Source organism: Bordetella genomosp. 2, assembly GCF_002261345.1.
In the GTDB taxonomy this organism is placed as follows: domain Bacteria; phylum Pseudomonadota; class Gammaproteobacteria; order Burkholderiales; family Burkholderiaceae_B; genus Bordetella_A.
In genome coordinates, this window is the sequence record NZ_NEVT01000004.1 from 1 (window position 1) to 24732 (window position 24732).

Annotated in this window: 19 protein-coding genes; 8 read left to right on the plus strand and 11 right to left on the minus strand. The window is 67.3% G+C overall.

From position 1 onward, the window contains the following. From CAL24_RS09230 to flhD, 6 genes are all read right to left on the minus strand, one after another. A partial coding sequence (locus CAL24_RS09230) for an Hpt domain-containing protein (protein ID WP_170947052.1) occupies positions 1-804 on the minus strand: 804 nt, incomplete at its 3' end. Positions 805-831: 27 nt separating this feature from the next. Next, a complete protein-coding gene (locus tag CAL24_RS09235) occupies positions 832-1212 on the minus strand; it encodes a response regulator (protein ID WP_028355634.1) in 381 nt (126 codons plus the stop codon). A gap of 2 nt (positions 1213-1214) precedes the next feature. Then, complete coding sequence (gene motB, locus CAL24_RS09240) at positions 1215-2153, minus strand: flagellar motor protein MotB (RefSeq protein ID WP_028355633.1); 939 nt, start codon at positions 2151-2153, stop codon at positions 1215-1217. 11 nt (positions 2154-2164) lie between these two features. Beyond that, positions 2165-3040, minus strand: coding sequence for a flagellar motor stator protein MotA (gene motA, locus CAL24_RS09245; RefSeq protein ID WP_028355632.1), 876 nt, complete (start codon positions 3038-3040; stop codon positions 2165-2167). A gap of 142 nt (positions 3041-3182) precedes the next feature. Continuing rightward, on the minus strand, positions 3183-3761 hold the full coding sequence (gene flhC, locus CAL24_RS09250; RefSeq protein WP_028355631.1) for a flagellar transcriptional regulator FlhC: 579 nt from the start codon (positions 3759-3761) through the stop codon (positions 3183-3185). Between the two features lie 11 nt (positions 3762-3772). Beyond that, positions 3773-4096 (minus strand): flagellar transcriptional regulator FlhD, encoded by a 324-nt coding sequence (gene flhD, locus CAL24_RS09255; RefSeq protein WP_028355630.1) that lies wholly within the window; start codon positions 4094-4096, stop codon positions 3773-3775. A 341-nt stretch (positions 4097-4437) separates the two neighbouring features. Between flhD and CAL24_RS09260 the strand changes: the two genes are divergently transcribed. Beyond that, a complete protein-coding gene (locus CAL24_RS09260; RefSeq protein WP_028355629.1) occupies positions 4438-5172 on the plus strand; it encodes an RNA polymerase sigma factor FliA in 735 nt (244 codons plus the stop codon). A 151-nt stretch (positions 5173-5323) separates the two neighbouring features. Continuing rightward, positions 5324-6517, plus strand: coding sequence for a FliC/FljB family flagellin (locus CAL24_RS09265; protein ID WP_094806539.1), 1194 nt, complete (start codon positions 5324-5326; stop codon positions 6515-6517). 252 nt (positions 6518-6769) lie between these two features. On the opposite strand, the gene lpdA is transcribed toward CAL24_RS09265, so the two are convergent. From lpdA to aceE, 3 genes are read right to left on the minus strand one after another with little or no spacing between them, the layout of a single operon-like run. Continuing rightward, positions 6770-8575, minus strand: coding sequence for a dihydrolipoyl dehydrogenase (gene lpdA, locus CAL24_RS09270; RefSeq protein ID WP_094806540.1), 1806 nt, complete (start codon positions 8573-8575; stop codon positions 6770-6772). A gap of 12 nt (positions 8576-8587) precedes the next feature. Then, complete coding sequence (aceF, locus tag CAL24_RS09275; RefSeq protein WP_094806541.1) at positions 8588-10297, minus strand: dihydrolipoyllysine-residue acetyltransferase; 1710 nt, start codon at positions 10295-10297, stop codon at positions 8588-8590. 12 nt (positions 10298-10309) lie between these two features. Beyond that, positions 10310-13018 carry a pyruvate dehydrogenase (acetyl-transferring), homodimeric type gene (gene aceE, locus CAL24_RS09280; RefSeq protein ID WP_028355486.1) on the minus strand — a complete coding sequence of 903 codons (2709 nt, stop codon included), beginning with the start codon at positions 13016-13018 and terminating at the stop codon, positions 10310-10312. A 302-nt stretch (positions 13019-13320) separates the two neighbouring features. On the opposite strand from aceE, the gene CAL24_RS09285 reads away from it, so the two are divergent. From CAL24_RS09285 to CAL24_RS09310, 6 genes are all read left to right on the plus strand, one after another. After that, positions 13321-15075 carry a PAS domain-containing sensor histidine kinase gene (locus CAL24_RS09285; protein WP_094806542.1) on the plus strand — a complete coding sequence of 585 codons (1755 nt, stop codon included), beginning with the start codon at positions 13321-13323 and terminating at the stop codon, positions 15073-15075. Next, positions 15072-15698, plus strand: a complete 627-nt coding sequence (locus CAL24_RS09290) for a response regulator transcription factor (RefSeq protein WP_028355484.1) — start codon at positions 15072-15074, stop codon at positions 15696-15698. The genes CAL24_RS09285 and CAL24_RS09290 overlap by 4 nt, the downstream gene beginning before the upstream one ends. Next, positions 15695-16579 (plus strand): bifunctional methylenetetrahydrofolate dehydrogenase/methenyltetrahydrofolate cyclohydrolase FolD, encoded by an 885-nt coding sequence (folD, locus tag CAL24_RS09295; RefSeq protein WP_051439527.1) that lies wholly within the window; start codon positions 15695-15697, stop codon positions 16577-16579. Before CAL24_RS09290 ends, folD begins: the two co-directional genes overlap by 4 nt. Positions 16580-16795: 216 nt before the next feature. Further along, the gene (locus CAL24_RS09300) at positions 16796-18856 is read left to right on the plus strand and encodes a M3 family metallopeptidase (RefSeq protein ID WP_094806543.1); all 2061 of its coding nucleotides are present in this window, start codon (positions 16796-16798) and stop codon (positions 18854-18856) included. Between the two features lie 107 nt (positions 18857-18963). After that, the gene (locus tag CAL24_RS09305; RefSeq protein ID WP_028355481.1) at positions 18964-19578 is read left to right on the plus strand and encodes an SCO family protein; all 615 of its coding nucleotides are present in this window, start codon (positions 18964-18966) and stop codon (positions 19576-19578) included. A gap of 162 nt (positions 19579-19740) precedes the next feature. Continuing rightward, the gene (locus CAL24_RS09310) at positions 19741-19992 is read left to right on the plus strand and encodes a GlsB/YeaQ/YmgE family stress response membrane protein (protein ID WP_028355480.1); all 252 of its coding nucleotides are present in this window, start codon (positions 19741-19743) and stop codon (positions 19990-19992) included. A 68-nt stretch (positions 19993-20060) separates the two neighbouring features. Here CAL24_RS09310 and adeC read toward each other — a convergent pair whose 3' ends face one another. Next, positions 20061-21527: an AdeC/AdeK/OprM family multidrug efflux complex outer membrane factor gene (gene adeC / locus CAL24_RS09315; protein WP_028355479.1), complete on the minus strand. Its 1467-nt coding sequence runs from the start codon at positions 21525-21527 to the stop codon at positions 20061-20063. Continuing rightward, positions 21524-24727 (minus strand): efflux RND transporter permease subunit, encoded by a 3204-nt coding sequence (locus CAL24_RS09320; RefSeq protein WP_094806544.1) that lies wholly within the window; start codon positions 24725-24727, stop codon positions 21524-21526. Before CAL24_RS09320 ends, adeC begins: the two co-directional genes overlap by 4 nt. Positions 24728-24732 lie beyond the last annotated feature (5 nt).

Sequence of the window (24732 nt, forward strand, 5' to 3'; positions counted from 1 at the left end):
CTGTGATAGGTGCTGATGGGGGAAATCATCAAGGCGCGCCACCGCGGCCTGGCCGGCGGCCGCCGGCTCGGCCGGGGCCGGCGCGCCGGCCTGCGCCGGCAGCGGCGCGCGCCGCACATCGAGCTGGTCGGCGTCCACGATGAAGCAGCAAACCGCCTCGATATCGTCGGACGAGCAGGTGCTGTCGACCCATACTGTCAGGCCGCCCGCATCCCGCTCGTGCCTCAGCACCTTGCCCAGGTTGCCCATCTCGTCCACAAGGGCCTGGGCGTCCTTGTCCGAGACCCGGCCGATGCGTATCTGGAACGGCGCCGCATCGTCGACCGGCGCGGGCTGGGCCGGGGTCGCGGGCTGCGCGGCGACAGGCGCCGCGGCCGGCGGCGGCACCGCGCCAGCGGCCGCGCCGTGCTCCTGCGCCAATTGCCGCAGCACCGCGCAGATGCGCTCGTAGACGGCCTCGTCGGGCTCCCCGGCAGCGCGATAGGTATCCAGTTGGCTCTTCAGCACGTCTTTTGTTTCCAGGAAAATGTCCACCATGTCCGCGCGCAGGGCCATCTCGCCGCGCCGGATCTCGTCCAGCAGGTTCTCCAGCAAATGCGTGGTGCCGGCCAGCTTCTGGAAGCAGCCGAAGGTGGCCGCGCCGCCCTTGATCGAATGCGCGGCGCGGAAGATGGCGTTCAACTGCTCGATATCGGGCGCATTCACGTCCAGGCCCAGCAGCAGTTGCTCCATCTCGGCCAGCAGTTCGTCGGCCTCGTCGAAAAAGGTCTCGTAAAACTGGCTGAGGTCCAGACCGGCGCTCATGATCCTGTGTCTTCCTGTCGAAATCGCTCAGGCGGCGGGCTGCTCGCCGAGCAGTTCCGCCGCCAACTCCACCAGCACGTCGGGCTCGACCGGCTTGTTCAGCCAGCCGCATACGCCCAGGCCGCGCGCCGCGTCCTTGCTCTGCGCGGCCTGCTCAGTCGTCAGGACCAACACGGGCAGCTCCTGGTAGCCCGGTTCGGCGCGCAATTCCTGTATCAGCGCCAGGCCGTCCATCACCGGCATGTTCCAGTCGCTGACCAGCAGATCGATGCGGTCGCCGCGCGCCAGCTCGAGCGCCTGGCGGCCGTCCCCGGCGGTCAGCACGCGCCACCCGGCGGCGCCCAGGGCCGCCTGGACGATCATCCGCATCGTCGCCGAATCGTCCACGACCAATATCGTTGCTGTCATGACTACCTTGCCGTCCCGGCCGCCGGCGTTTCCCGCGCCACCGCCTCGTTCACATCCTCGACGCCGCCGGCCCGCAGTTCGGCCGCGGTGGCGTTCTCCCGTTCGATCTGCAGCTGGGTGCGGCGATTCAGCACCACCAGGCTGATACGCCGGTTAACGGCCGCATACGGGTCATCTTTAACCAGGCTCATGCTGGAAGAGAGTCCCTGGATGCGCATCAGCTTGCCTTCGGCCATGCCGCCGGCGACCAATTCCTGGCGCGAGGCATTGGCCCGGTCGGCGGACAGCTCCCAATTGCTGTAGGCGCGTTCGCCCCGGGCATACTGGGTGGCGTCGGTGTGGCCGGCGATACTGACCTTGTTGGGCAATTCGTTGAGCACCGGCCCCAGCTCGCGCAGAATGTCGCGCATATAGGGCCGGACCTCGGCGCTGCCGGTCGAGAACATGGGCCGGTTCTGGTTGTCCACGATCTGGATGCGCAGCCCTTCGGTGGTCATGTCGATCAGGAGCTGCGGCTTGAAGTTCTTCAGCACGGGGTTTTCTTCCAGCATGCTGTCCAGGCGGTGCTTCAGGCGCTCCAGCGCGCGCCGGTCACGCCGCTCGGCGTCGGACTGCACCTGCGCCTGCACCCGGCTGCCATCGGCCTGGCGCACCTCTCCTTCGTCGCGCAGCGGATCGCGGCCGCCGCCCGGGATGGCGCTGGTCTCGGCCGACGAGCTCGGCCCGCCGGTCAGGGCCACCCGCAGCGGCATGCGGAAGTACTCGGCAATGCCGCGCAGCTCTTCCTTCGGCACAATGGCGATCAGCCACATGACCAGGAAGAACGCCATCATGGCGGTGATGAAATCCGCGTAGGCGATCTTCCAGCTGCCTCCATGCCGCGCGGCGGCCCGCGCGCGCTTGCGGCGGATCACCACCCGGTGATTGTTCAGCGAACTCATCCGCCGCCCCTTCAGGCGCGGCCGGTGGCCGCCGACTTGGCCTGCCGCACGTGCTCTTCCAGCTCACCGAACGACGGGCGCACGGCGGAGAACAGCACCTTGCGGCCGAATTCGACGGCAAGCTGCGGCGGGTAACCGTTCATGCTGGCCAGCAGCGTCACCTTGATGCACTCCAACACCTTGACCGACTCGGCGGTGCGCCGCTCCAGACGCGACGCCAGCGGCGCGACGAAACCATAGGCCAGCAACACCCCCAGGAAGGTGCCGACCATGGCCTTGGAAATCAGGTCCCCCAACACCGCGGGAGGCTGGTCCACCGCGCCCAGCGCCTTGATCACCCCCAGCACCGCGGCCACGATGCCGAAGGCCGGCAGCGCGTCGGCCACCTGGTGCAGCGCATGGCAGGGCACCTCGCGCTCGTGCCGGTAGGTCTCGATCTCCTCGTCCATCAGCGTCTCGATCTCGAACGAGCTCATGTTGCCGCTGATCATGATGCGCAGGTAGTCGGTAATGAACTCCATCAGCTTGGCATCGCCGGTAATGCGCGGATAGTCGCTGAAAATGGCGCTGGACTCCGGGTCTTCGATGTGCGATTCGATCGCCATCAGGCCCTCGCGGCGCGCCTTGTTCAGCAGCACATACAGCAGGGCCATGAGCTCCATGTAGACCTCCTTGCTGTACGGCGCGCTCTTGACCGCTTGCGGCAGCGCATTCCGCATCAGCAGCAGCGACTTGCGGCTGTTGCCCGCCAGGAAAGCCCCCAGCGCCGCGCCCGCGATCAGGGTCAGCTCGAATGGCTGGTACAGCGCCCCGAGGTGCCCGCCCAGCCCGATGAAACTGCCCACCACCGCGACGAGCACCACCGCATAACCAATAACAATCAACACATCAGGCCTCTGCCATCGAAGTCTAGAGTTGGCGACAATGATCCCCCGCCGACCCGGCTGCAAAAGCACGGGTTACGGGGCGTTTTGGGGGGCTTTTGGCCTATTTGGCGGGTCCGCCGCCGGCCGGCGGCGGACGCGGGGCTCAGCCGCGCATGGCGGCGGCCGCCGGAAGGGCGCGCTGCCCGGCCCGGGCCTTGGCCGCGGCGCGGGTCTTGCCGGCGCGCGGCGGCGGCCGGCAGATCGCGCAGACGAAGTCGCCCTGCGGATCGTGCGCATGCGCAATGAAATGGCCGCCGCACTGCCGGCAAGGCGACAACTGCAGCATGCCGCTGTCGAAGAACCGCACCAGCATCCAGGCGCGCGTGAAGCTGAGCACCGGCTCGTCGGCCGGGCGCTCGGCTCCCGCGTGCTCCAGGTACAGCCGGTACGCATCGATGATGGCCCGGATGCCGCGGCTGTCGGTGCGCGTATTCAGGAAGCTGTAGACGTTATAGAACAGCGACGAATGGATGTTCGGCAGCCAGGTCATGAACCAGTCGACCGAGAACGGCAGCATGCCCTTCGGCGGGGAGCAGCCGCGGATCTCGCGATACAGCCGCGACAGGCGGTCGTGGCTGAGGCTGGTTTCCGCCTCCAGGACTTGCAGGCGGGCGCCCAGCGAGATCATGGAGCTGGCCAACAGAATGTCGTCGGCCTCCTGGGAAACGCTCTTGCTAGCCATGGGACGCGGCATCAGGCCAACTGCTCTACAGGCTGGTTGGCCAGCAGGATGGTCGCATGGGCCTGCTGCAGCGCGCCGCCCAGGACGTCCTGGGTCAGCGCCGAAAGCAGGCTGTAGTCGTCGAAACGGAATCGGCACAGCAACGAGCTCGAGCTGGCCAGCTTCACCAATTGCGCGGGCGACAGGCGCGCCAGGATGTCGGCCACCTCGGCGCTGAACCCCAGGCGGAACATCGACGCGGCATAATCGTCGCGTAGCATGCGCTGGGCCAGCAGCAGATACGAAAGGTTGACTTCCCGGATATCGGCGAGCAAAGAACTGTCCGCGGTATTCACGCTTGTGGCTCCTAAAAACTTGACAATGCCGGGGCGGCTAGAGCCCCGGCCGTATCGGCTCAAGATCCCATTGACCCGACTTCGATATCAATACAAACTGTATCTTTTGATACCAAAGTGAACGTAATCTACCATTGATCTTGTCAAATTTTATGACATTCATGGCGGAATATGGCGAAATTTCTGACATTCAGCAAAAAAAATACACTCAAGTTACGTTTAGGTACATGACCTGCCCAGGAATTTCGTAAACAAACACGTAAAAGGTTTTGTGTTTGTATAAATGAAAAACGCGTGCTTGCCGACAATCTCCTGCTTGAACGAGATGTCGACGGATACGCATGCCCCACGCAGATGACAGTCTGGTCCGGTACGCGCCGCTGGTCCGCAGGCTGGCGCTGCAGATGCTGGCGCGGCTGCCCGCCAGCGTCCAGCTCGACGACCTGGTCCAGGCCGGCATGATCGGCCTGCTCGACGCGTTGCGGCGCTACCAGGAAACGCCCGACGCCCAGTTCGAGACCTACGCCACCGCCCGCATCCGCGGCGCCATGCTCGACGAGCTGCGCAGCCAGGACTGGTTGCCGCGCAGCGTGCGCAGCAAGGGCAAGCGCATCGAGGCCGCCATCCAGCGCAAGGAACAGGAACTGATGCGGCCGCCCTCCGACGGCGAGATCGCCGACGCGCTGGAAGTGCCGCTGGACGAATACCAGGCCATGCTGAACGACGCGCGCGGCATCCAGATCCTCCATTACGACGAACTGGGCGAGCCCGGCGAACCCGGCTGGCACGAAATGCCGGCGGACACCTCGCACAGCCCGCTCGACGCCCTGCTGGCCGCCGACCTGCGGCGCGCGCTGATCGAGGCCATCGAAGCCCTGCCGGAACGCGAACAACTGGTGCTGTCGCTGTGCTACGAGCAGGGGCTGAACCTGAAAGAGATCGGCGCGGTCCTGGGAGTGACCGAGGCGCGCGTCTGCCAGCTGCGCACCCAGGCCACCGCCCGCATCCGCGCCCGCTTGCGGGACGGCGCCTGGCAGCAGCTGCCGGCCGAGGCCCACCTGGCGCAGGTCCTGTAAGCGCGCCCGCCCTTCCCTTCCTCCGATTCTGCGGCCAGACGCTTAAGTTCATCACGCCCCCGCCGTTACCCAGGCTAGCGGGACATCCGGCCCGCAAATGGGCGGCCTCGCTGCCCAGTTTGAAGAAGCCTTTCTCTCTTGGGAGCTATCCATGGCTGCAGTCATCAACACCAACTACTTGTCGCTGGTTGCGCAGAACAACCTCAACAAGTCCCAATCCGCTCTGGGCTCCGCCATCGAGCGCCTGTCCTCCGGCCTGCGCATCAACAGCGCCAAGGACGACGCCGCCGGCCAGGCCATCGCCAACCGCTTCACCGCCAACGTGCGCGGCCTGACCCAGGCTGCCCGCAACGCCAACGACGGCATCTCGATCGCCCAGACGACCGAAGGCGCGCTGAACGAAATCAACAACAACCTGCAGCGTGTGCGTGAACTGGCCGTGCAGGCCGCCAACGGCACCAACTCGGCTTCGGACCTGAAGTCGATCCAGGACGAAATCCAGCAGCGCCTGGACGAAATCGACCGCGTGTCGGCCCAGACGCAATTCAACGGCGTCAACGTGCTGGCCAAGGACAACAAGCTGACCATCCAGGTCGGCGCCAACGACGGCGAAACCATCACCATCGACCTGAAGGAAGTCACCGCCAAGACCCTGGGCCTGGATGGCTTCAACGTGTCGGGGCCGAAGGGCGCGCTGAATCCGCTCGCCGCTGCCGATTACCAGAAGGCTTATGGCGCGACGACCGCTGTCAACGCCAACAGCGTGGACGAAGCCACCGCCGACACCCTGGCCGGCCGCCTGGGCGTGGCCGCGGGCAGCGTGACGGTGGCCGGGACCGCCGTGGCCGACGAGAACGGCAACTGGTTCGTCCAGGTCGACATCACCGCCGCCGACGCGACGGAAGCCAGCAACCTGCAGGCCAAGGGCTTCGATATCGAGTCGGGCGACAGCGCGACCTACTACATCGCCCTGGACCCGCAGGATGCCGACACCACCACCACGGCCGGCACCGCCGCCTTCACGCTCGACACCAGCACGATCGACCTGGGCAGCCTGAGCAAGGGCGCCACCGACGGCGCGCTGGCCAAGCTCGACACCGCGCTGCAGAACATCGACACGCAGCGCAGCGCCCTGGGTGCCATCCAGAACCGCTTCGAGTCGACCATCGCCAACCTGAACAACACGGTCAACAACCTCTCGGCCGCCCGTTCGCGCATCGAAGATGCCGACTACGCGACCGAAGTTTCGAACATGACCAAGAGCCAGATCCTGCAACAGGCCGGCACCTCGGTGCTGGCGCAGGCCAACCAGGTTCCGCAGACGGTGCTGTCGCTGCTGCGTTAATCCGGGCAACCCCGGCACATGCCGGGACCCAGGCAGGGCCATCCACAAGACGGCCCTGCTTCGCAACGGCTGGATGCCTGGCGTCCAGCCGTTTTTTGTTTTGGGCTTTCATTGGAGGTGTCAGGCCCCCTGAAGGGTGCCTGACACCTCTAGAACCTGGCGCGATCCCGCGCGCCTGGCGCCGGCCGCAACGGCTGCCCCAAAAAAGCAGCCGCCCATCGGGCGGCTGCTTTCCTGCTGCGGCGCAGCCGGTCACTTCTTCCGCATCGGCGGCAGGTCGGTGCAGACGCCTTCGGCCACTTCGGCCGCCATGCCCACCGATTCTCCCAGCGTGGGATGCGGGTGGATGGTCTTGCCGATGTCCACCATGTCGGCGCCCATCTCGATCGCCAGGGCGATTTCGCTGATGAGGTCGCCGGCATGGGTGCCGACGATACCGCCGCCGACGATGCGGTGGCTCTCCGCGTCGAACAGCAGCTTGGTGAAGCCCTCGTCGCGGCCGTTGGCGATGGCGCGGCCGGATGCGGCCCAGGGGAACAGGCCCTTCTCGACCTTGATACCCTGCTTCTTGGCCTCGTCCTCGGTCAGGCCGACCCAGGCCACTTCCGGATCGGTGTAGGCCACCGACGGAATGACGCGCGCGTCGAAGAAGGACTTCTGGCCGGCGGCGGCCTCGGCCGCCACGTGGCCCTCGTGGACCGCCTTGTGGGCCAGCATGGGCTGGCCGACGATATCGCCGATGGCGAAGATGTGCGGCACGTTGGTGCGCATCTGGCGGTCCACTTCGATGAAGCCGCGTTCGGTGAGGGCGATGCCGGCCTTGTCGGCGCCGATCTTCTTGCCGTTGGGGCTGCGGCCCACGGCCTGCAGCACCAGGTCATAGCGCTGCGGCTCCTTGGGCGCGCCCTCGCCCTCGAACGTGACGTAGATGCCGTCCTTCTTGGCCTCGGCGCCCACCGTCTTGGTCTTGAGCATGATGTTGTCGAAACGGCCGGCGTTCATCTTCTGCCAGACCTTGACCAGGTCGCGGTCGGCGCCTTGCATCAGGCCGTCCAGCATTTCCACCACATCCAGGCGCGCGCCCAGGGTGGAATACACGGTGCCCATTTCCAGGCCGATGATGCCGCCGCCGATGATCAGCATCTTCTTGGGAATGGCGCGCAGCTGCAGCGCGCCGGTGGAATCGACGATGCGCTCGTCGTCCGGCAGGAACGGCAGCTTCACCGACTGGCTGCCCGCGGCGATGATGGCATGCTTGAAGCGGATGGTCTGGGCCTTGCCGTCGGCGCCCTTGACGGCCAGGTGGTGCGGATCGGCGAATTCGCCCACGCCGGTCACCACTTTCACCTTGCGGGCGCGGGCCATGCCGGCCAGGCCGCCGGTCAGCTTGGCGACCACGCTGTCCTTGTAACCGCGCAGCTTGTCCAGGTCGATCTTCGGCTCGCCGAAGCTGATGCCGTGGGCGGCCAGGGCGCGCGCCCCGTCGATGACGGCGGCGTTGTGCAGCAGGGCCTTGGACGGAATGCAGCCAACGTTCAGGCAGACGCCGCCCAGGGTTTCGTAGCGCTCGACCAGCACCGTGGACAGGCCCAGGTCGGCGGCGCGGAAGGCGGCCGAATAGCCGCCGGGGCCGGCTCCCAGCACCACCACGTCGCATTCGACGTCGGCGGCGCCGCTGTGGGACGCGGCGGCCGGGGCGGCAGTGGCTTGCTTGGGCGGCGCCGGCTGCTTGCCTGAGGTGTCAGACACCGGCGCGGAGGCTTGCTCTTTCGTTTTGGTGTCTGACACCTCTTGGGTTTCAGACACCTGGGCGGCGTCGCCGGCCTCGACCTCCAGGATCACCTTGCCTTCCGACACCTTGTCGCCGACCTTCACCTTCACCGACTTCACCACCCCGCCCGCCGAGGCCGGGATCTCCATCGACGCCTTGTCGGACTCCACCGTGATCAGGCTCTGCTCCGCCTTGATCGTATCGCCTTCGTTCACCAGCACCTCGATGACTTCCACTTCCTTGAAGTCGCCGATGTCCGGCACCTTGATTTCCACGAGTTTGCTCATGACGGCTCCCGGTTACAGCGCAATGCGGCGGAAATCGGCCAGCAGCTGGCCCAGGTACGCATTGAAGCGCGCGGCGGCGGCGCCGTCGATGACGCGGTGATCGTACGACAGCGACAGCGGCAGGATCAGGCGCGGCACGAACTGCTTGCCGTCCCACACCGGCTTGTGGGCCGAGCGCGAGACGCCCAGGATGGCGACCTCGGGGGCATTGATGATGGGCGTGAAATGGGTGCCGCCGATGCCGCCCAGCGACGAGATCGAGAAGCAGCCGCCCTGCATCTCGGCCGGCGAGATCTTGCCGTCGCGGGCCTTCTTGGACAGCTCGCCCATTTCCTTGGCGATATCCAGGATGCCCTTCTTGTCGGCGTCGCGGATCACCGGCACCACCAGCCCATTGGGCGTGTCGGCCGCGAAGCCGATGTGGTAGTACTGCTTGTAGATCAGCTGGTCGCCATCGAGCGAGGCGTTGAACTCGGGGAACTTCTTCAGCGCCGCCACCACGGCCTTGATCAGGAACGCCAGCATGGTGACCTTGATGCCGGCCTTCTCGTTTTCCTTGTTCAGGGTGACGCGCAGCGCCTCCAGGTCGGTGATGTCCGCCTCGTCATTGTTGGTGACGTGGGGAATCATGACCCAGTTGCGATGCAGGTTGGCGCCGGATATCTTCTTGATGCGCGACAGCGGCTTGGCCTCGATCGGCCCGAACTTGGTGAAATCGATCTGCGGCCACGGCAGCAGGCCGAGCGCCGCGCCGTCGGCGCCGCCCGCGGCTGCGGCAGCGGGCGCGGACAGCGCCTGCTTCACATAGGCGCGCACGTCGTCCGCCGTGATGCGGTCCTTGCGGCCGCTGCCCTTGACCTTGCTCAGGTTGACGCCGAGTTCGCGGGCGAACTTGCGCACCGAGGGCGAGGCGTGCGGCAGCTGGCCCGGCTTGAGGCCGGGGTCTTCCAGCGCGGCGGTCGGCGACGGCCGGGCGCCGGCGGCTTTGTCGGCTGCCTGCTGCGGCGCCGCGCCGGCGCTGTCAGGCGCCTGTTGCTGGCCTTGGGTATCCGGCGCCTGCTGCTGGGCGGGCGCCTGGGCTTTTTGCGGCGCGGCCTGCGCGCCGCCCTGGCCTTCCACCACCACGATGGCGCTGCCCTTGGACACCTTGTCGCCCACCTTGACCCTGACTTCCTTGACCACGCCGCCGGCCGAGGCCGGGATTTCCATCGAGGCCTTGTCGGACTCGACGGTGATCAGGCTCTGCTCGGCCTTGATGGTGTCGCCCACCGCGACCATGACCTCGATGACTTCCACTTCCTTGAAGTCGCCGATGTCCGGCACCGTCACTTCGGTGACGCCGCCGGCCGGCTCGACATCCGGGGCCTCCTCGGTCTGGCCCTGGGTCTTGGGAGCCGGCGCCGGCTGGTTGTCCGACGCCTGGGCCTGCTTATTGGGCGCGGTGTCAGACACCCCCTGGGTGTCTGACACCTGGGCTGCGTCGCCGGCCTCGACCTCCAGGATCACCTTGCCTTCCGACACCTTGTCGCCGACCTTCACCTTCACCGACTTCACCACCCCGCCCGCCGAGGCCGGGATCTCCATCGATGCCTTGTCGGACTCCACCGTGATCAGGCTCTGCTCCGCCTTGATCGTATCGCCTTCGTTCACCAGCACCTCGATGACTTCCACTTCCTTGAAGTCGCCGATGTCCGGCACCTTGATTTCCACGAGTTTGCTCATGACTGTTTACCTTCAGGCGTGGTGCGGGTTGGCTTTTTCGGGGTTGATGCCGTACTTCTTGATGGCCTCGGCCACCTTGGCGGCGGGGATGGTGCCGGCATCGGCCAGCTCGCGCAGCGCGGCCAGCACGACGAAATGGCGGTCGACCTCGAAGTGCTCGCGCAGCTTGTAGCGGAAGTCGGAACGGCCGAACCCGTCGGTGCCCAGCACGCGGTACGAACGGCCCTTGGGCACGAACGGTCGGATCTGGTCGGCGAACAGCTTCATGTAGTCGGTCGACGCGATGATCGGGCCCTCGGTCTTTTCCAGCTGCTGGGTCACGTAGGGCACCAGCGGCTTCTTCTGCTCCGGGTGCAGCAGGTTGTGGCGCTCGGCGTCGAGGCCGTCGCGGCGCAGCTCGGTGAAGCTGGTGACGCTCCACAGGTCCGAGGCCACGCCCCAGTCGGCTTCCAGCAGTTCCTGGGCGGCCATGACTTCGCGCAGGATGGTGCCGGAGCCCATCAGCTGCACGCGCTGCTTGCCCTTGCCGTGCGACTTGAGCTTGTACATGCCCTTGATGATGCCTTCCTCGTCGCCCGCGGTCAGGCCGGGCTGCGGGTAGTTCTCGTTCATCACGGTCAGGTAGTAGTACACGTTCTCCTGGTCTTCCACCATGCGCTTGAGGCCGTGCTGGATGATGACCGCCAGTTCGTGCGCGAAGGTCGGGTCGTACGACACGCAGTTGGGAATGGTCGAAGCCAGGATGTGGCTGTGGCCGTCCTCGTGCTGCAGGCCCTCGCCGTTGAGCGTGGTGCGCCCGGCGGTGCCGCCCAGCAGGAAGCCGCGCGCCTGCATGTCGCCGGCCGCCCAGGCCAGGTCGCCGATGCGCTGGAACCCGAACATCGAGTAGTAGATGTAGAACGGGATCATGATGCGGTTGTTCGTCGAATACGACGTGGCCGCGGCGATCCACGAGCTCATGGCGCCCGCTTCGTTGATGCCCTCCTGCAGCAGCTGGCCGTCGGCCGCTTCCTTGTAGTACATGACCTGGTCTTTATCGACCGGCACGTACTTCTGCCCTTCGGGCGCGTAGATGCCGATCTGGCGGAACAGGCCTTCCATGCCGAAGGTGCGCGATTCGTCCGCCAGGATGGGCACCACCCGCGGGCCCAGGTCCTTGTCGCGCAGCACCTGGTTCAGCACCCGCACGAACGCCTGCGTGGTGGAGATCTCGCGGCCTTCGGAAGTGGGCTCCAGCACGGCCTTGAACGCCTCCAGGGCCGGCGCCTTGAGCTGCTCGTCGGCCTTTTCGCGGCGACGCGGCAGGTAGCCGCCCAGCGCCTTGCGGCGCTCGTGCAGGTATTTCATTTCGGGCGAGTCGTCGGCCGGCTTGAAATACGGCAGCTTCTCCAGCTGGTCGTCGGGAATGGGAATGGCGAAGCGGTCGCGGAATTCGCGGATGGCGTCCAGTTCCAGTTTCTTCTGCTGGTGGGTCGGATTCTTGGCCTGGCCCACGTGGCCCATGCCGTAGCCCTTGATGGTCTTGGCCAGGATGACGGTGGGCTGGCCCTCGTGCGTGGCGGCCGCCTTGAAGGCCGCGTACACCTTGTGGGGGTCATGGCCGCCGCGGTTCAGGCGCCAGATGTCTTCGTCGCTCATGCGCGAGACGGCTTCCAGCAGCTTGGGGTGCTTGCCGAAGAAGTGTTCGCGCACGAACTTGCCGTCGTTGGCCTTGTACGCCTGGTACTCGCCGTCGACGGTCTCTTCCATGATCTTGCGCAGGATGCCTTCCTTGTCGTGCGCCAGCAGCGGGTCCCAGTAGCCGCCCCAGATCAGCTTGATGACGTTCCAGCCCGAGCCGCGGAAATCGCCCTCGAGTTCCTGGATGATCTTGCCGTTGCCGCGCACCGGGCCGTCCAGGCGCTGCAGGTTGCAGTTGATGACGAAGATCAGGTTGTCGAGCTTCTCGCGCGCGGCCAGGGCGATGGCGCCGAGCGATTCGGGCTCGTCCATTTCACCGTCGCCGCAGAATACCCACACCTTGCGCTTGCTGGTGTCGGCCAGGCCGCGGGCGTGCAGGTACTTGAGGAACCGCGCCTGGTAGATGGCCATCAGCGGCCCCAGGCCCATCGACACCGTGGGGAACTGCCAGAAGTCCGGCATCAGCTTGGGGTGCGGGTACGACGACAGCCCTTTGCCGTCCACTTCCTGGCGGAAATGGTCGAGCTGCTCGGCGGTCAGGCGCCCTTCCAGGTAGGCGCGGCCGTACATGCCGGGCGAGGTATGGCCCTGGAAGTACACCAGGTCGCCGCCGTGGTCTTCGCTTTCGGCGTGCCAGAAGTGGTTCTGCCCGCAGCCGATCATGGTGGCCAGCGAGGCGAACGACGCAATGTGGCCGCCCAGGTCGCCGCCGTCGGGCGGGTTGTGCTTGTTGGCCTTGACCACCATGGCCATCGCGTTCCAGCGCACGTACGAGCGGATGCGCGACTCCAGCTCGAGGTTGCCGGGGTGGGCGGGCTCGAGCGCCTGCGGTATGGTGTTGACGTACGCCGTATTGGGCGAGAATGGAATATGCGCGCCGGAGCGGCGGGCCTCGTCGATCAGCCGTTCCAGCAGGTAGTGGGCGCGTTCCGGACCTTCGCGGTCGAGCACGGCGGCCAGGGCTTCGAGCCATTCCTGGGTTTCCAGGGTATCTTCATCATTGGCGGCCGATAGCGCGCGAGCCTGGGCGTTAGAGGACATCGTGTGTCTCCTGTGGAGGTTCTGTGCACGCCCGCCCCGGGTCGCGGGATCGGGCAAATGGTTCCGGAACATGCCGGGTTTCCGCCGTCCGGGCAGCCTGGACGGCGGCCTGGAGCAACGCATCAAACCGGGAGAGTAACCCGTCCCACAGAAAATTTCATGTTGCGGTACGGCATTTCGCAATATGAAAAATTGACGCCAAGCTGAATGCAGAGGGGCGGCTGGCCGGCCGGGCCGGCCGCCGCGCCGCGCAGCCGGCCGCAACACGCTCTAAAATGCCGGCTCTATACGGCCCGAACGCAATGTCCAGCCCGCACAAGTCCAATATTCCCACGTCGTTCCACGACCATGCCCGGCAGCGCCGGCGCGGCGTGTACTGGCTCACGCCCGCGCTGGTGCTGATCCTGTACCTGTGCGTGATGGGCGCCTTCTTCTGGCTGCAGCGCCTGCACGACGACAGCGTCATGTTCGTGACGATCGACCAGGAAGTGCGCCAGCAGCGCCTCATCTGGGTGGTGCTGGCGCTGTCGTGCGTGATCATCATCAGCCTGCTGATGCTGTGGCGCTATACGCGCTTCCGCTCCAGCGCCGAGGCGGCCCTGATCGCCGAGACCCGCTTCCGGCGCGCCATGGAAAACTCCATGTCGACCGGCATGCGGGTGCTCGACATGGAAGGCCGCATCGCCTATGTGAACCCGGCGTTCTGCCGCATGATCGGCTGGAACGAGGCCGACCTGATCGGCCGCAGCCCGCCCTTCCCCTACTGGGTGCCGGGCCGCCACGAGCAGCACCAGCATACGCTCGACGTGCTGACCTCGGGCAAGACGCCCAGCAGCGGGCTCGAGGTCGAGGCCCAGCGCCGCGACGGCTCGCGCTTCACGGCGCGCATGTACGTGTCGCCGCTGCTCGACCCCAACGGCACGCAGATCGGCTGGATGACCTCGATGACCGACATCACCGAGCCCAAGCGCATCCGCGAGGCGCTGACCGCCGCCCATGAGCGCTTCATGACGGTGCTGGAGGGCCTGGACGACGCGATCTCGGTCACGGCCGACACGCACGACGGCCTGGAGCTGCTGTTCGCCAACCGCACCTACCGGCGCGTGTTCGGGGCGCAGACCGGCGGCCACGACGAGCTGCTGGCCGGGCGGCGCGGCCGCTTCACCGACGAATCGGTGGAAGTGTTCGCCCCGTCGGTGCAGCGCTGGTTCGAAGTGCACCACCGCATGCTGGCCTGGACCGACGGCCGGCGGGTGCGCATGCAGGTGGCGCGCGACATCACCGAACGCCGCAACCACGAGGAAGCCTCGCGCATCCAGCAGGAAAAGATCCAGCTCACCAGCCGCCTGACCACCATGGGCGAGATGGCCTCGTCGCTGGCGCACGAGCTGAACCAGCCGCTGACGGCCATCGCCAACTACAGCATGGGCGCGGTGGCGCTGGTCAAGGCCGGCCACACCAGCCCCACCATGCTGCTGCCGGCGCTGGAAAAGGCCGCCTCGCAGGCCGAGCGGGCCGGCAAGATCATCAGCCGCATCCGCGAGTTCGTCAAACGCAGCGAGCCGCGCCGCCAGCGGGTGCCCATCAGCCGCATCGTCGACAACGCCATCGGCTTCGCCGAGATCGACGCGCGCAAGCGCCGCATCCGCATCGAGCCCTTCGTGCCGTCCAACGCGCCCGACGTGCTGGCCGACCCGATCCTGATCGAGCAGGTGCTGCTGAACCTGCTCAAGAACGGCCTGGAGGCCATGGAAAAGAGCGAATCCGACGAACTCAAGGTCGCCGTGATTCTGCACGAACAGCACATCGAGGTGGCCGTGGTCGACCGCGGCCACGGGCTGGCCGAGCCCGAGCGGCTGTTCGAACCCTTCTTCAGCACCAAATCCCAGGGCCTGGGCATGGGGCTGAATATCCGCCGTACCATTATCGAGTCGCATCACGGCCGCCTTTGGGCGGACCCCAACCCCGCCGGCGGGACGATTTTCCGCTTTACCCTGCCTTGCGCCGTCCCAGAGAAGGGCGCGCAGAATGATCAGCCCGAGGAGTTGCACGCATGAACACCCCCCCCCAGTCGAGCACGGTATTCATTGTCGATGACGACGAAGCGGTACGCGATTCATTGCGCTGGCTGCTGGAAGCGAACGGCTATCGCGTGCGCGCCTACGCCAGCGGCGAGACGTTCCTCGAAGAATACGATCCGACCCAGGTCGGCGTGCTGATCGCGGACGTGCGCATGCCCGGCATGAGCGGCCTGGAACTGCAGGAACAGATCATCGCCCGCAATGCGCCGCTGCCCATCGTGTTCATCACCGGCCACGGCGATGTGCCGATGGCGGTGTCCACCATGAAGAAGGGCGCGGTCGACTTCCTCGAAAAGCCGTTCAACGAGTCCGACTTGCGCGAGATCGTGGCCCGCATGCTGGAGCAGGCGACCCAGCGCGTCAGCCAGTTCCAGGCCCAGAAGAACCACGAGGCCATGCTGGCGCGCCTGACCGCGCGCGAGCAGCAGGTACTCGAGCGCATCGTGGCCGGCCGGCTCAACAAGCAGATCGCCGACGACCTGGGCATCAGCATCAAGACCGTCGAGGCGCATCGCGCCAACATCATGGAAAAACTGGAAGTCACCACGGTCGCCGACCTGATGAAGGTCGCGCTGGCCAAACCCGAGGCACATGCATGACCCTGCAGGACAGCAACACCCAAGCGCGCGCGGGCGCGCGCATCATCGATGGCACCGCCCTGGCGCAGCGGATCCGCGCCGAAGTGGCGCAACGCGTGCAGGCCCTGGCGGCGCGCGGCGCCCGCCCCGGCCTGGCGGTGGTGCTGGTCGGCGATGACCCGGCCTCGCAAGTCTACGTGCGCAACAAGGTCGCCGCCTGCGAAAAAGCCGGCCTGCATTCGGTCAAGGAGCAATACCCGGCCAACATGACCGAGGCCGAACTGCTGGCGCGCATCGACGCGCTGAACCGCGACCCGTCCATCCACGGCATCCTGGTGCAGCTGCCCCTGCCGCCGCACATGGACAGCCACAAGGTCATCGAGGCGATCGCCGCCGACAAGGACGTGGACGGTTTCCATGTCAGCAACGCCGGCCTGCTCATGACCGGCCAGCCGCTGTTCCGGCCGTGCACGCCCTACGGCGTCATGAAGATGCTGGAAGCCGAAGGCGTGCCGCTGCGCGGCGCCGAAGCCGTGATCGTCGGCGCCAGCAACATCGTCGGCAAGCCGATGGCCATGCTGCTGCTGCAGGCCGGCGCCACCATCACGATCTGCAACTCCAAGACGCGCGACCTGGGCGCGCAGACGCGCCGCGCCGACGTGCTGGTGGTGGCCACCGGCAAGCCCGGCATGATCGACGGCAGCATGATCAAGCCCGGCGCGGTGGTCATCGACGTGGGCATCAACCGCGGCGCCGACGGCAAGCTGTGCGGCGACGTGGACTTCGCCTCGGCCAGCCAGGTGGCCGGCGCCATCACGCCCGTGCCGGGCGGCGTCGGCCCCATGACGATCGCCATGCTGCTGGTCAACACCGTCGAGGCCGCCGAACGCGCCGCCGGCTGACAACCCGGGCCGCCGGCGCGCCGGCATGACCGGACAGGTGTCTGACACCCCTCGAAGCGCCGCCGGCAGGCAGGCGTTGCCTCCCGGGGTGTCAGACACCTTTCACTACTTCCCACCGCACCGACCGGCGCCTTCCCGCCGTGCCGCCCGACTTGCTTTCCGGCGCGCCGCCCTTATCTGTTATCAATACAGATTCCCGTTCCCACACCGATCCTCATGACCCAGAATCCCCTCCTCGCCCCCGTCTCCGACCTGATCGACTACGCGGCGGTCCAGCCGGGCCACATCGTGCCCGCCATCCAGGAACTGCTGGAACAGGCCCGCCGGGCGGTCGCCGCCGCCGCCGACCCGGCCCTGCCGGCGCAATGGGAGGCCGTGGTCGAGCCGCTCGATACGGCATCGGAGCGCCTGTGGCGGGCCTGGTCGGTGGCCGGCCACCTGAACGCAGTGGTGAACACGCCCGAGCTGCGCGAGGCCTACAACGCCGCCCTGCCCCTGGTGACCGAATTCTCCACCTGGGTGGGCCTGCACGAGGGCCTGTACCGCCAGTACCAGCGGCTGCAGGCCGCGCCCGGCTTCGCCGACTGGAGCCCGGTGCGCCGCCGCGTCGTCGAACTGGCGCTGCGCGACTTCCGGCTCAGCGGGGTCGAGCTGCAGGGGCCGGCGCGCGAGCGCTATGCCGCCATCTCGGACCGCGAGGCCCAGGTGGCGCAGAAATTCTCCGAAAACGTGCTCGACGCGATCGACGCGTGGTCGCTGCTGGTCGACGACGAGGCGCGCCTGGAAAGGCTGCCCGCCGACGTGCGGCAGGCCGCCAGCCAGGCGGCGCAGGAAGACGGCAAGCAGGGCTGGAAACTGACGCTGAAGATGCCCTGCTACCTGCCGGTCATGCAGTACGCGCGCGACCGCTCGCTGCGCGAGCAGCTGTACCGCGCCTATGGCACGGTGGCCTCCGAACAGGGCGACACACGCTTCGACAATTCACCGCTGATCGAGGAACTGCTGGCGCTGCGCGCCGAGGAGTCCGGCCTGCTGGGCTACGGCAGCTTCGCGGCGCTGCGCCTGCAGACCCGCATGGCGCGCGACGCGGGCGAGGTCACCGGCTTCCTGCGCGACCTGGCCGCGCGCGCCCGCCCCTATGCCGAGCGCGACCTGGCCGAGCTGAAGGCCTACGCGGCCGCCGAGCTGGGCCTGGAGACCCTGCAGCCCTGGGACGTGGCCTACGCTTCCGAACGCCTGCGCGAAGCCCGCTACGCCTACTCGGAAGACGAGATCAAGCAGTATTTCACCGAGCCGCGCGTGCTGGCGGGCCTGTTCGAGGTCATCGAAACGCTGTTCGACGTGCGACTGCGCGAGACCGATGTATCCCGCTGGCACCGCGACGTGCGCGGCGTACGGGTGGAAACGCCGGCCGGCGCGCTGGTCGGCCACCTGTACCTGGACCTGTACGCCCGCGCCGGCAAGCAGAGCGGCGCCTGGGTCGACAGCGAACGCAGCCGCCGCCGCGTCGGCGCGCAAGTACAGGCGCCGGTGGTGTATCTCACCTGCAATTTCGCCCGCCCGGCCGATGGCAAGCCGGCCCTGCTGACTCACGACGACGTGATCACGCTGTTCCACGAGACCGGCCACGCCCTGCATGCCCTGCTGTCCGAGGTGGACGAGCCGGCCGCCTCGGCGTTCGCCGCGGTGGAATGGGACGCCATCGAGCTGCCCTCGCAGTTCATGGAGAACTTCTGCTGGGAATGGCCGGTGGCGCAGCGGCTGTCGTCCCACGTCGACAGCGGCGAGCCGCTGCCCCGCGCACTGTTCGACAAGCTGGTGGCGGCGCGCAATTTCCAGAGCGGCATGCAGGCCGTGCGGCAGATCGAGTTCGCCCTGTTCGACATGCTGCTGCACGAGCGCCCGCAGGGGGCGCCGATCGCCGAGGTGCTGGCCCTGCTCGAACAGGTGCGCGGCGAAGTGGCGGTGCTGTTCCCGCCCGCCTGGCATCGCCTGCCCCACAGCTTCTCGCACCTGTTCGCCGGCGGCTATGGCGCCGGCTATTACAGCTACAAGTGGGCCGAAGTGCTGTCCGCCGATGCCTATGAGGCCTTCGAAGAGGCCGCCGCCGGCGCGTCCGGCGAGCACGGCACGCTGGATCCCGCCACCGGCGCGCGCTTCCGCAAGGAGATCCTGGCCGTCGGCGGGGCGCGGCCCGCGGCGGAATCGTTCCACGCGTTCCGGGGCCGCGCGCCGCGCATCGACGCGCTGCTGCGGCATAGCGGCATGGCCGGCTGACGCCCGCCACGCCGGCGCGCGCCCCCCCCCTGCCCGCGCCGGCGCGCTAGAATCGTGCCGTTGCCGTTCCGTTTACCGCGCCGCTGCGGCCCGTACCCGACATCGACATGCCCGCTATTCTTTCCGGCCGCCTGTGGCGTGCCTTGCTGCTCGCCTCCTGCATGCTGGTCGCCGCCTGCGGCGACAAGGCCGCCAACTGGACCCTGTACGACATCAAGGGACACCTGCCCGACCTCAAGTTCCAGCTGGCCGGCGCGGGCGGCAAGACCGTTTCCAGCAACGACCTCAAGGGCAAGACGGTGCTGCTGTTCTTCGGCTATGCGAGCTGCCCCGACGTCTGCCCGACTACCATGGCCCAGCTCACGGCCGTGCTGCAGCAGCTGGGCGACGCCGCCGACAACGTGCGCATCGTCTTCGTCAGCGTCGATCCGCACCGCGATACGCCGGATGTCCTGCAAGCCTATGTGGATGCGTTCAACAAGAGCGCCATCGGCGTGACCGGCAGCGAAAAACAGATCGCCGACCTGGCGCGCCGCTACCGCGTGGCCTACCAGATCGAGAAGCCCCGGCCGGGCGACGCGGCCGACGTCTACGACGTGACGCACAGCCGCGGGGTTTACATCTTCGACAACGAAGGCCAGGCCCGCCTGCTGGCATCCGACACCGACAGTATCGACGCGATCGTCAAGGATCTGCGCCAATTGATCGAGATTACCGGCTAATTCACCGCATACGCCGCTAGCACGTTCTTGCGGCATGCCGATGGCCGGACGGCGCAAGCTGTTGCGCGGATGCCCCAAATACGAGTTGTTACAACGTCGGCCCGCGGGGGGGGTGGGTATTATCCAAACGCTTACCCTACATCCTGAAAGAGGAGCACGCGCATGAGCATCATCATCATGATCATCGTCGGGTTTGTCGTCGGCCTCATCGCCCGCGCCATCATGCCTGGCGACCAGAACATGGGGATCATCATGACCACCATCCTGGGCATCGTCGGCGCAGTCGTGGCGGGCTTCCTGGGCCAGTCGCTGGGCTGGTACGCACCGGGCGAACCGGCGGGCTGGATCGGCTCGGTCGTCGGCGCCATCGTCGTGCTGTTCGTGGTCGGCCTGATCACCAAGAAGCGCGCATAACGCATCCATGCAAGAAAAAAAGCCGGGCGGCCCGCGGGCCGCCCGGCTTTTTTCTTGCCCGCGCCAGGCTACCGCGCCGGCGGGGCCGCGGCCACGGTCTGCTCCGACCAGCCTCCGCCCAGGGAGCGGTACAGCGTCACCAGGTTGGACAGGCGCGCCAGGCGGGTCTCGACCAGGACCTGCTGGGCCGAATACAGCGAGCGCTGCGCGTCCAGCACGCTGAGGTAGTTGTCCACCCCTTGCTCGAAGCGCTGGCGCGACAGGTCGTAGGCGCGCTGGCTGGCGTCGACCAGCTGGCGCTGCGCGACGATCTGCGTCTGCAGCGTGCCGCGTCCGGCCAGCGCGTCCGACACCTCGCGGAAGGCGGTCTGGATCGATTTCTCGTACTGGGCCACCTGGATGTTCTTGCGCACCTTGGCCGCGTCCAGGCTGGCGCGCAGCGCACCGCCCGCGAAGATGGGCACGGTGATGCTGGGCGCGAAGCTCCAGGCGCCCGAGCCGGCATCGAACAGCCCGCCCAGGCTGGCGCTGGCGGTGCCCGCGCTGCCGGTCAGGCTGATGGTCGGAAAGAAAGCCGCCCGGGCCGCGCCGATATTGGCATTGGCCGCCCTGAGCTGGTGTTCGGCGGCGCGGATGTCCGGTCGCCTGACCAGCAGGTCGGACGGCAGGCCGGCGGGCAGGTTCGACGGCATGATGCCGTCCGGCAGCGCCCGGGCCTGGTCGAGTTGCGCCACCACGTCGGCCGGCAGCGGCTGGCCCACCAGCAGCACCAGCGCATTGCGGTCCTGGGCCGCCATGCGGGTGTACTGCGACAGGTTGCGCTCGGCCGTGCGCAACGCGATCTCCGCCTGGCTCAGGTCGAGCTCGGTGGCCACGCCCAGGTCGTAGCTCTGCTTGGTCAGGCGATAGGAATCCTGCTGCGCCGCCAGGGTCGACCGGGTCAGGCTCAGCAATTCCTGGTCGGCCCGCAGCGTCAGGTAGGCGGCGGCGGTTTCGGCCACCAGCGACAATTGCGTGGCGAGGCGGGTCTCGTCCTGCGCCAGGTAGGTTTCCAGGGCCTGGTCGCTGAGGCTGCGAATACGCCCGAACAGGTCGAGTTCCCACGCCGAGACGGCGCCGCCGACCTGGTAGCTGCGGCTGATGGTGGACTCGCCGCTCTGCGACAGGTCGCCGGGCATGCGCTGCACCGAGCCCTGCCCCGCGACGCCCACGCCGGGCAGCAGGTCGGCCCGCTGGATGCGGTACTGGGCCCGCGCTTCTTCGACGTTCAGGGCGGCCACCCGCAGGTCGCGGTTGGCCTCCAGGGCCATGGAGATCAGCCGCTGCAGCAGCGGATCGGCGAAAAAGTCGCGCCAGCCGATATCGGCCGCGGCGGCGCCCGCGGCCGGCTGGCCCGGCGTCTCGTAGGCCGGGCCGGTGGGAAAGGTGGCGCTGACGGGCGCGTCGGGACGCTCATAGGTGGGCGCCAGGGAGCAGCCCGCCAGGGCCGCCGCCAGCGCGGCGGTCAGGATGGATCGATACATGGTCGGACTCATTGCGGTTGCTCCCCGGGCTGCGCCGACGGCGCCGGCGGCAAGGCGGGGTCGCCGTCTTGCGGATCTTCGTCGTCGTCTTCGTGGCGTTCGCTGTGGCGCTTGACCTTGAACAGCTGCAGCATCACCACGAAGAAGGCCGGCACGAAGAAGATGGCCAGGAAGGTGCCGGCCAGCATGCCGCCGATCACGCCGGTGCCGATGGCATGCTGGCGGCCCGAGCCGGCGCCGTTGGAGATGGCCAGCGGCACCACGCCCAGGATGAACGCCATGGACGTCATGAGAATCGGCCGCAGGCGCTGGCGCGCCGCGTGCACGGCGGCTTCGACCAGGCTGGCGCCCTCTTCGTAGTGGGCCTTAGCGAACTCCACGATGAGAATGGCGTTCTTGGCGCTCAGGCCCACGGTGGTGAGCAGACCGACCTGGAAGTACACGTCGTTGGACAGGCCGCGCAACAAGGTGGCGGCCAGCACCCCGATGACTCCCAGCGGCACCACCAGCATGACGGAGGTGGGGATGGCCCAGCTTTCGTACAGCGCGGCCAGGCACAGGAACACCACGAGCAGTGAAATGGCGTACAGCGCGGGCGCCTGCGCGCCGGACAGGCGCTCCTCGTAGGACAGGCCGGTCCATTCATAGCCGATGCCGGTGGGCATGGTGGCGGCGATGCGCTCCATCTCGGCCATGGCCTCGCCCGAGCTGTAGCCCGGCGCCGCCTGCCCCTGGATGTTGAACGACGGCACGCCGTTGTAGCGGTCCAGGCGCTGCGGGCCGTAGGTCCAGCGGGCCGAGGCGAAGGCCGAGAACGGCACCATGCCGCCGCTCTGGTTGCGCACGTACCATTTGTCGAGGTCCTCGGGCAGCATGCGCGACGACGCTTCGCCCTGCAGGTACACCTTCTTCACGCGCCCGCGGTCGAGGAAGTCGTTGACGTACGAACCGCCCCAGGCGGTGGACAGCGTGTTGTTGATGTCGGAAATGCCCACGCCCAGCGCACGCGCTTTCTCGCGGTCGATTTCCAGCTCATACTGCGGCGCGTCTTCCATGCCGTTGAAACGCACGCCGGCCAGCACCGGGCTCTTGGCCGCCTCGGCCAGGAACTGCTGGCGCGCGGCGACGAGCCTGTCGTGGCCCAGGCCCGCCTGGTCGGTGAGCTGGAAGTCGAAGCCCAGCGCGTTGCCGAGCTCCATGACGGCCGGCGGCGCGAAGGCCATCACGCGCGCATCGTGCAGGTGCTGGCTGAAATACGCATTGGCCCGGGCCGCCAGGGCCTGCACCTTCTGCGAAGCGTCGCGGCGCTCGTCCCAGTCGCGCAGCTTGATGAACATGATGGCCGAGTTCTGGCCGCGGCCGCCGAAGCTGAAGCCGTGCACCGCGAACACCGAGGCGACGACGTCCTTCTCGTCCTCGAGCAGGTAGCGGGTGGCGGCCTCGACCGTGTGGCTGGTGCGCTCGGCGGTGGCGCCGGCGGGGGCCTGCACCTGCGCGAACAGGATGCCCTGGTCCTCGTCGGGCAGGAAGGCGGTGGGAATGCGCGTGAACATCCACCCCATGACGAGCACCAGCAGCAGGTAGATGAGCATCAGCCGCTTGGTGCGCCCCAGGCCGCGCGCCACCGAATTGGCATAGCCGTCGGTGGAGCGCTCGAACAGGCGGTTGAACCAGCCGAAGAAGCCGGTCTTGGTCGCATGGTGGCCCTTGGGGATGCGCTTGAGCAGGGTGGCGCACAGCGCCGGCGTGAAGATGATGGCCACCAGCACCGACAGCACCATCGACGACACGATGGTGATCGAGAACTGGCGATAGATGACCCCGGTGGAGCCGCCGAAGAACGCCATCGGCACGAACACGGCCGACAGCACCAGCGCGATGCCGATCAGCGCGCCGGTGATCTGGCCCATGGACTTGCGCGTGGCCTGGCGCGGCGACAGGCCCTCCTCGGCCATGACGCGCTCGACGTTTTCCACCACCACGATGGCGTCGTCCACCAGCAGGCCGATCGCCAGCACCATGCCGAACATGGTCAGGGTGTTGATGGAATAGCCGAACACCGCCAGCACCCCGAAGGTGCCCAGCAGCACCACCGGCACCGCCAGCGTGGGGATCAGCGTGGCCCGGAAGTTCTGCAGGAACAGGTACATCACGAGGAACACCAGGATGATGGCCTCGATCAGGGTGTGGATCACGCTTTCGATGGACAGCGCCACGAAGGGCGAGGTGTCGTACGGGTACACCACGTCCATGCCCGGCGGGAAGAACGGCTTGAGGCGGTTGATGGTGTCGCGCACCGCCTCGACGGTATCGAGCGCGTTGGCGCCCGGCGCCAGCTTGATGGCCAGGCCGGAGGCCGGCTGCCCGTTGAAGTAGCTGTCGATGGCGTAGTTCTGCGCGCCCAGCGACACGCTGGCGACGTCGCCGAGCCGGACCTGCGAGCCGTCCGGGTTGACCTTCAGGAGGATCGCGCGGAACTCCTCGGGCGTCTGCAGGCGCGACGGGCCGATGATGGTGGCGTTGAGCTGCTGGCCCTTGATCGCCGGCAGGCCGCCCAGCTCGCCCGACGACACCTGCACGTTCTGTTCCTTGACCGCGTTCATCACGTCGACGGTGGTCAGGTCGTAGGACAGGAGTTTGTCGGGATCGACCCAGATGCGCATGGCGTACTGCGAGCCGAACAGCTGGAAGTCGCCCACGCCGGGCGTGCGGCTGACCGGGTCCTGCACGTTGGCCGCCACGTAGTTGGCCAGATCCTCCTTGGCCATGGTGCCGTCGGTGGAGATGAAACCCGCCACCACCAGGAAGTTCTTGGTCGCCTTGCTGACGCGTATGCCCTGCTGCTGCACTTCGAGCGGCAGCAGCGGCTGCGCCACCGCCAGCTTGTTCTGCACCTGCACCTGCGCGGTGTCGGGGTCGGTGCCCTGCGCGAACGTCAGCGTGATCGCCATGCTGCCGTCGGAGTTGCTTTCCGATGACATGTAGCTGAGGTTGTCGATGCCGTTCATCTGCTGTTCGATGACCTGCACCACGCTGTCCTGCACCGTCTGCGCCGACGCGCCCGGGTAGTTGACCCGGATGCTGATGGCCGGCGAGGCGATGTTGGGATACTGCGCCACCGGCAACTGCAGGATGGCCAGGACGCCCGCCATCATCAGGACGATGGCGACCACCCAGGCGAAGACCGGCCGGTCGATGAAAAACTTGGCCATGCGGA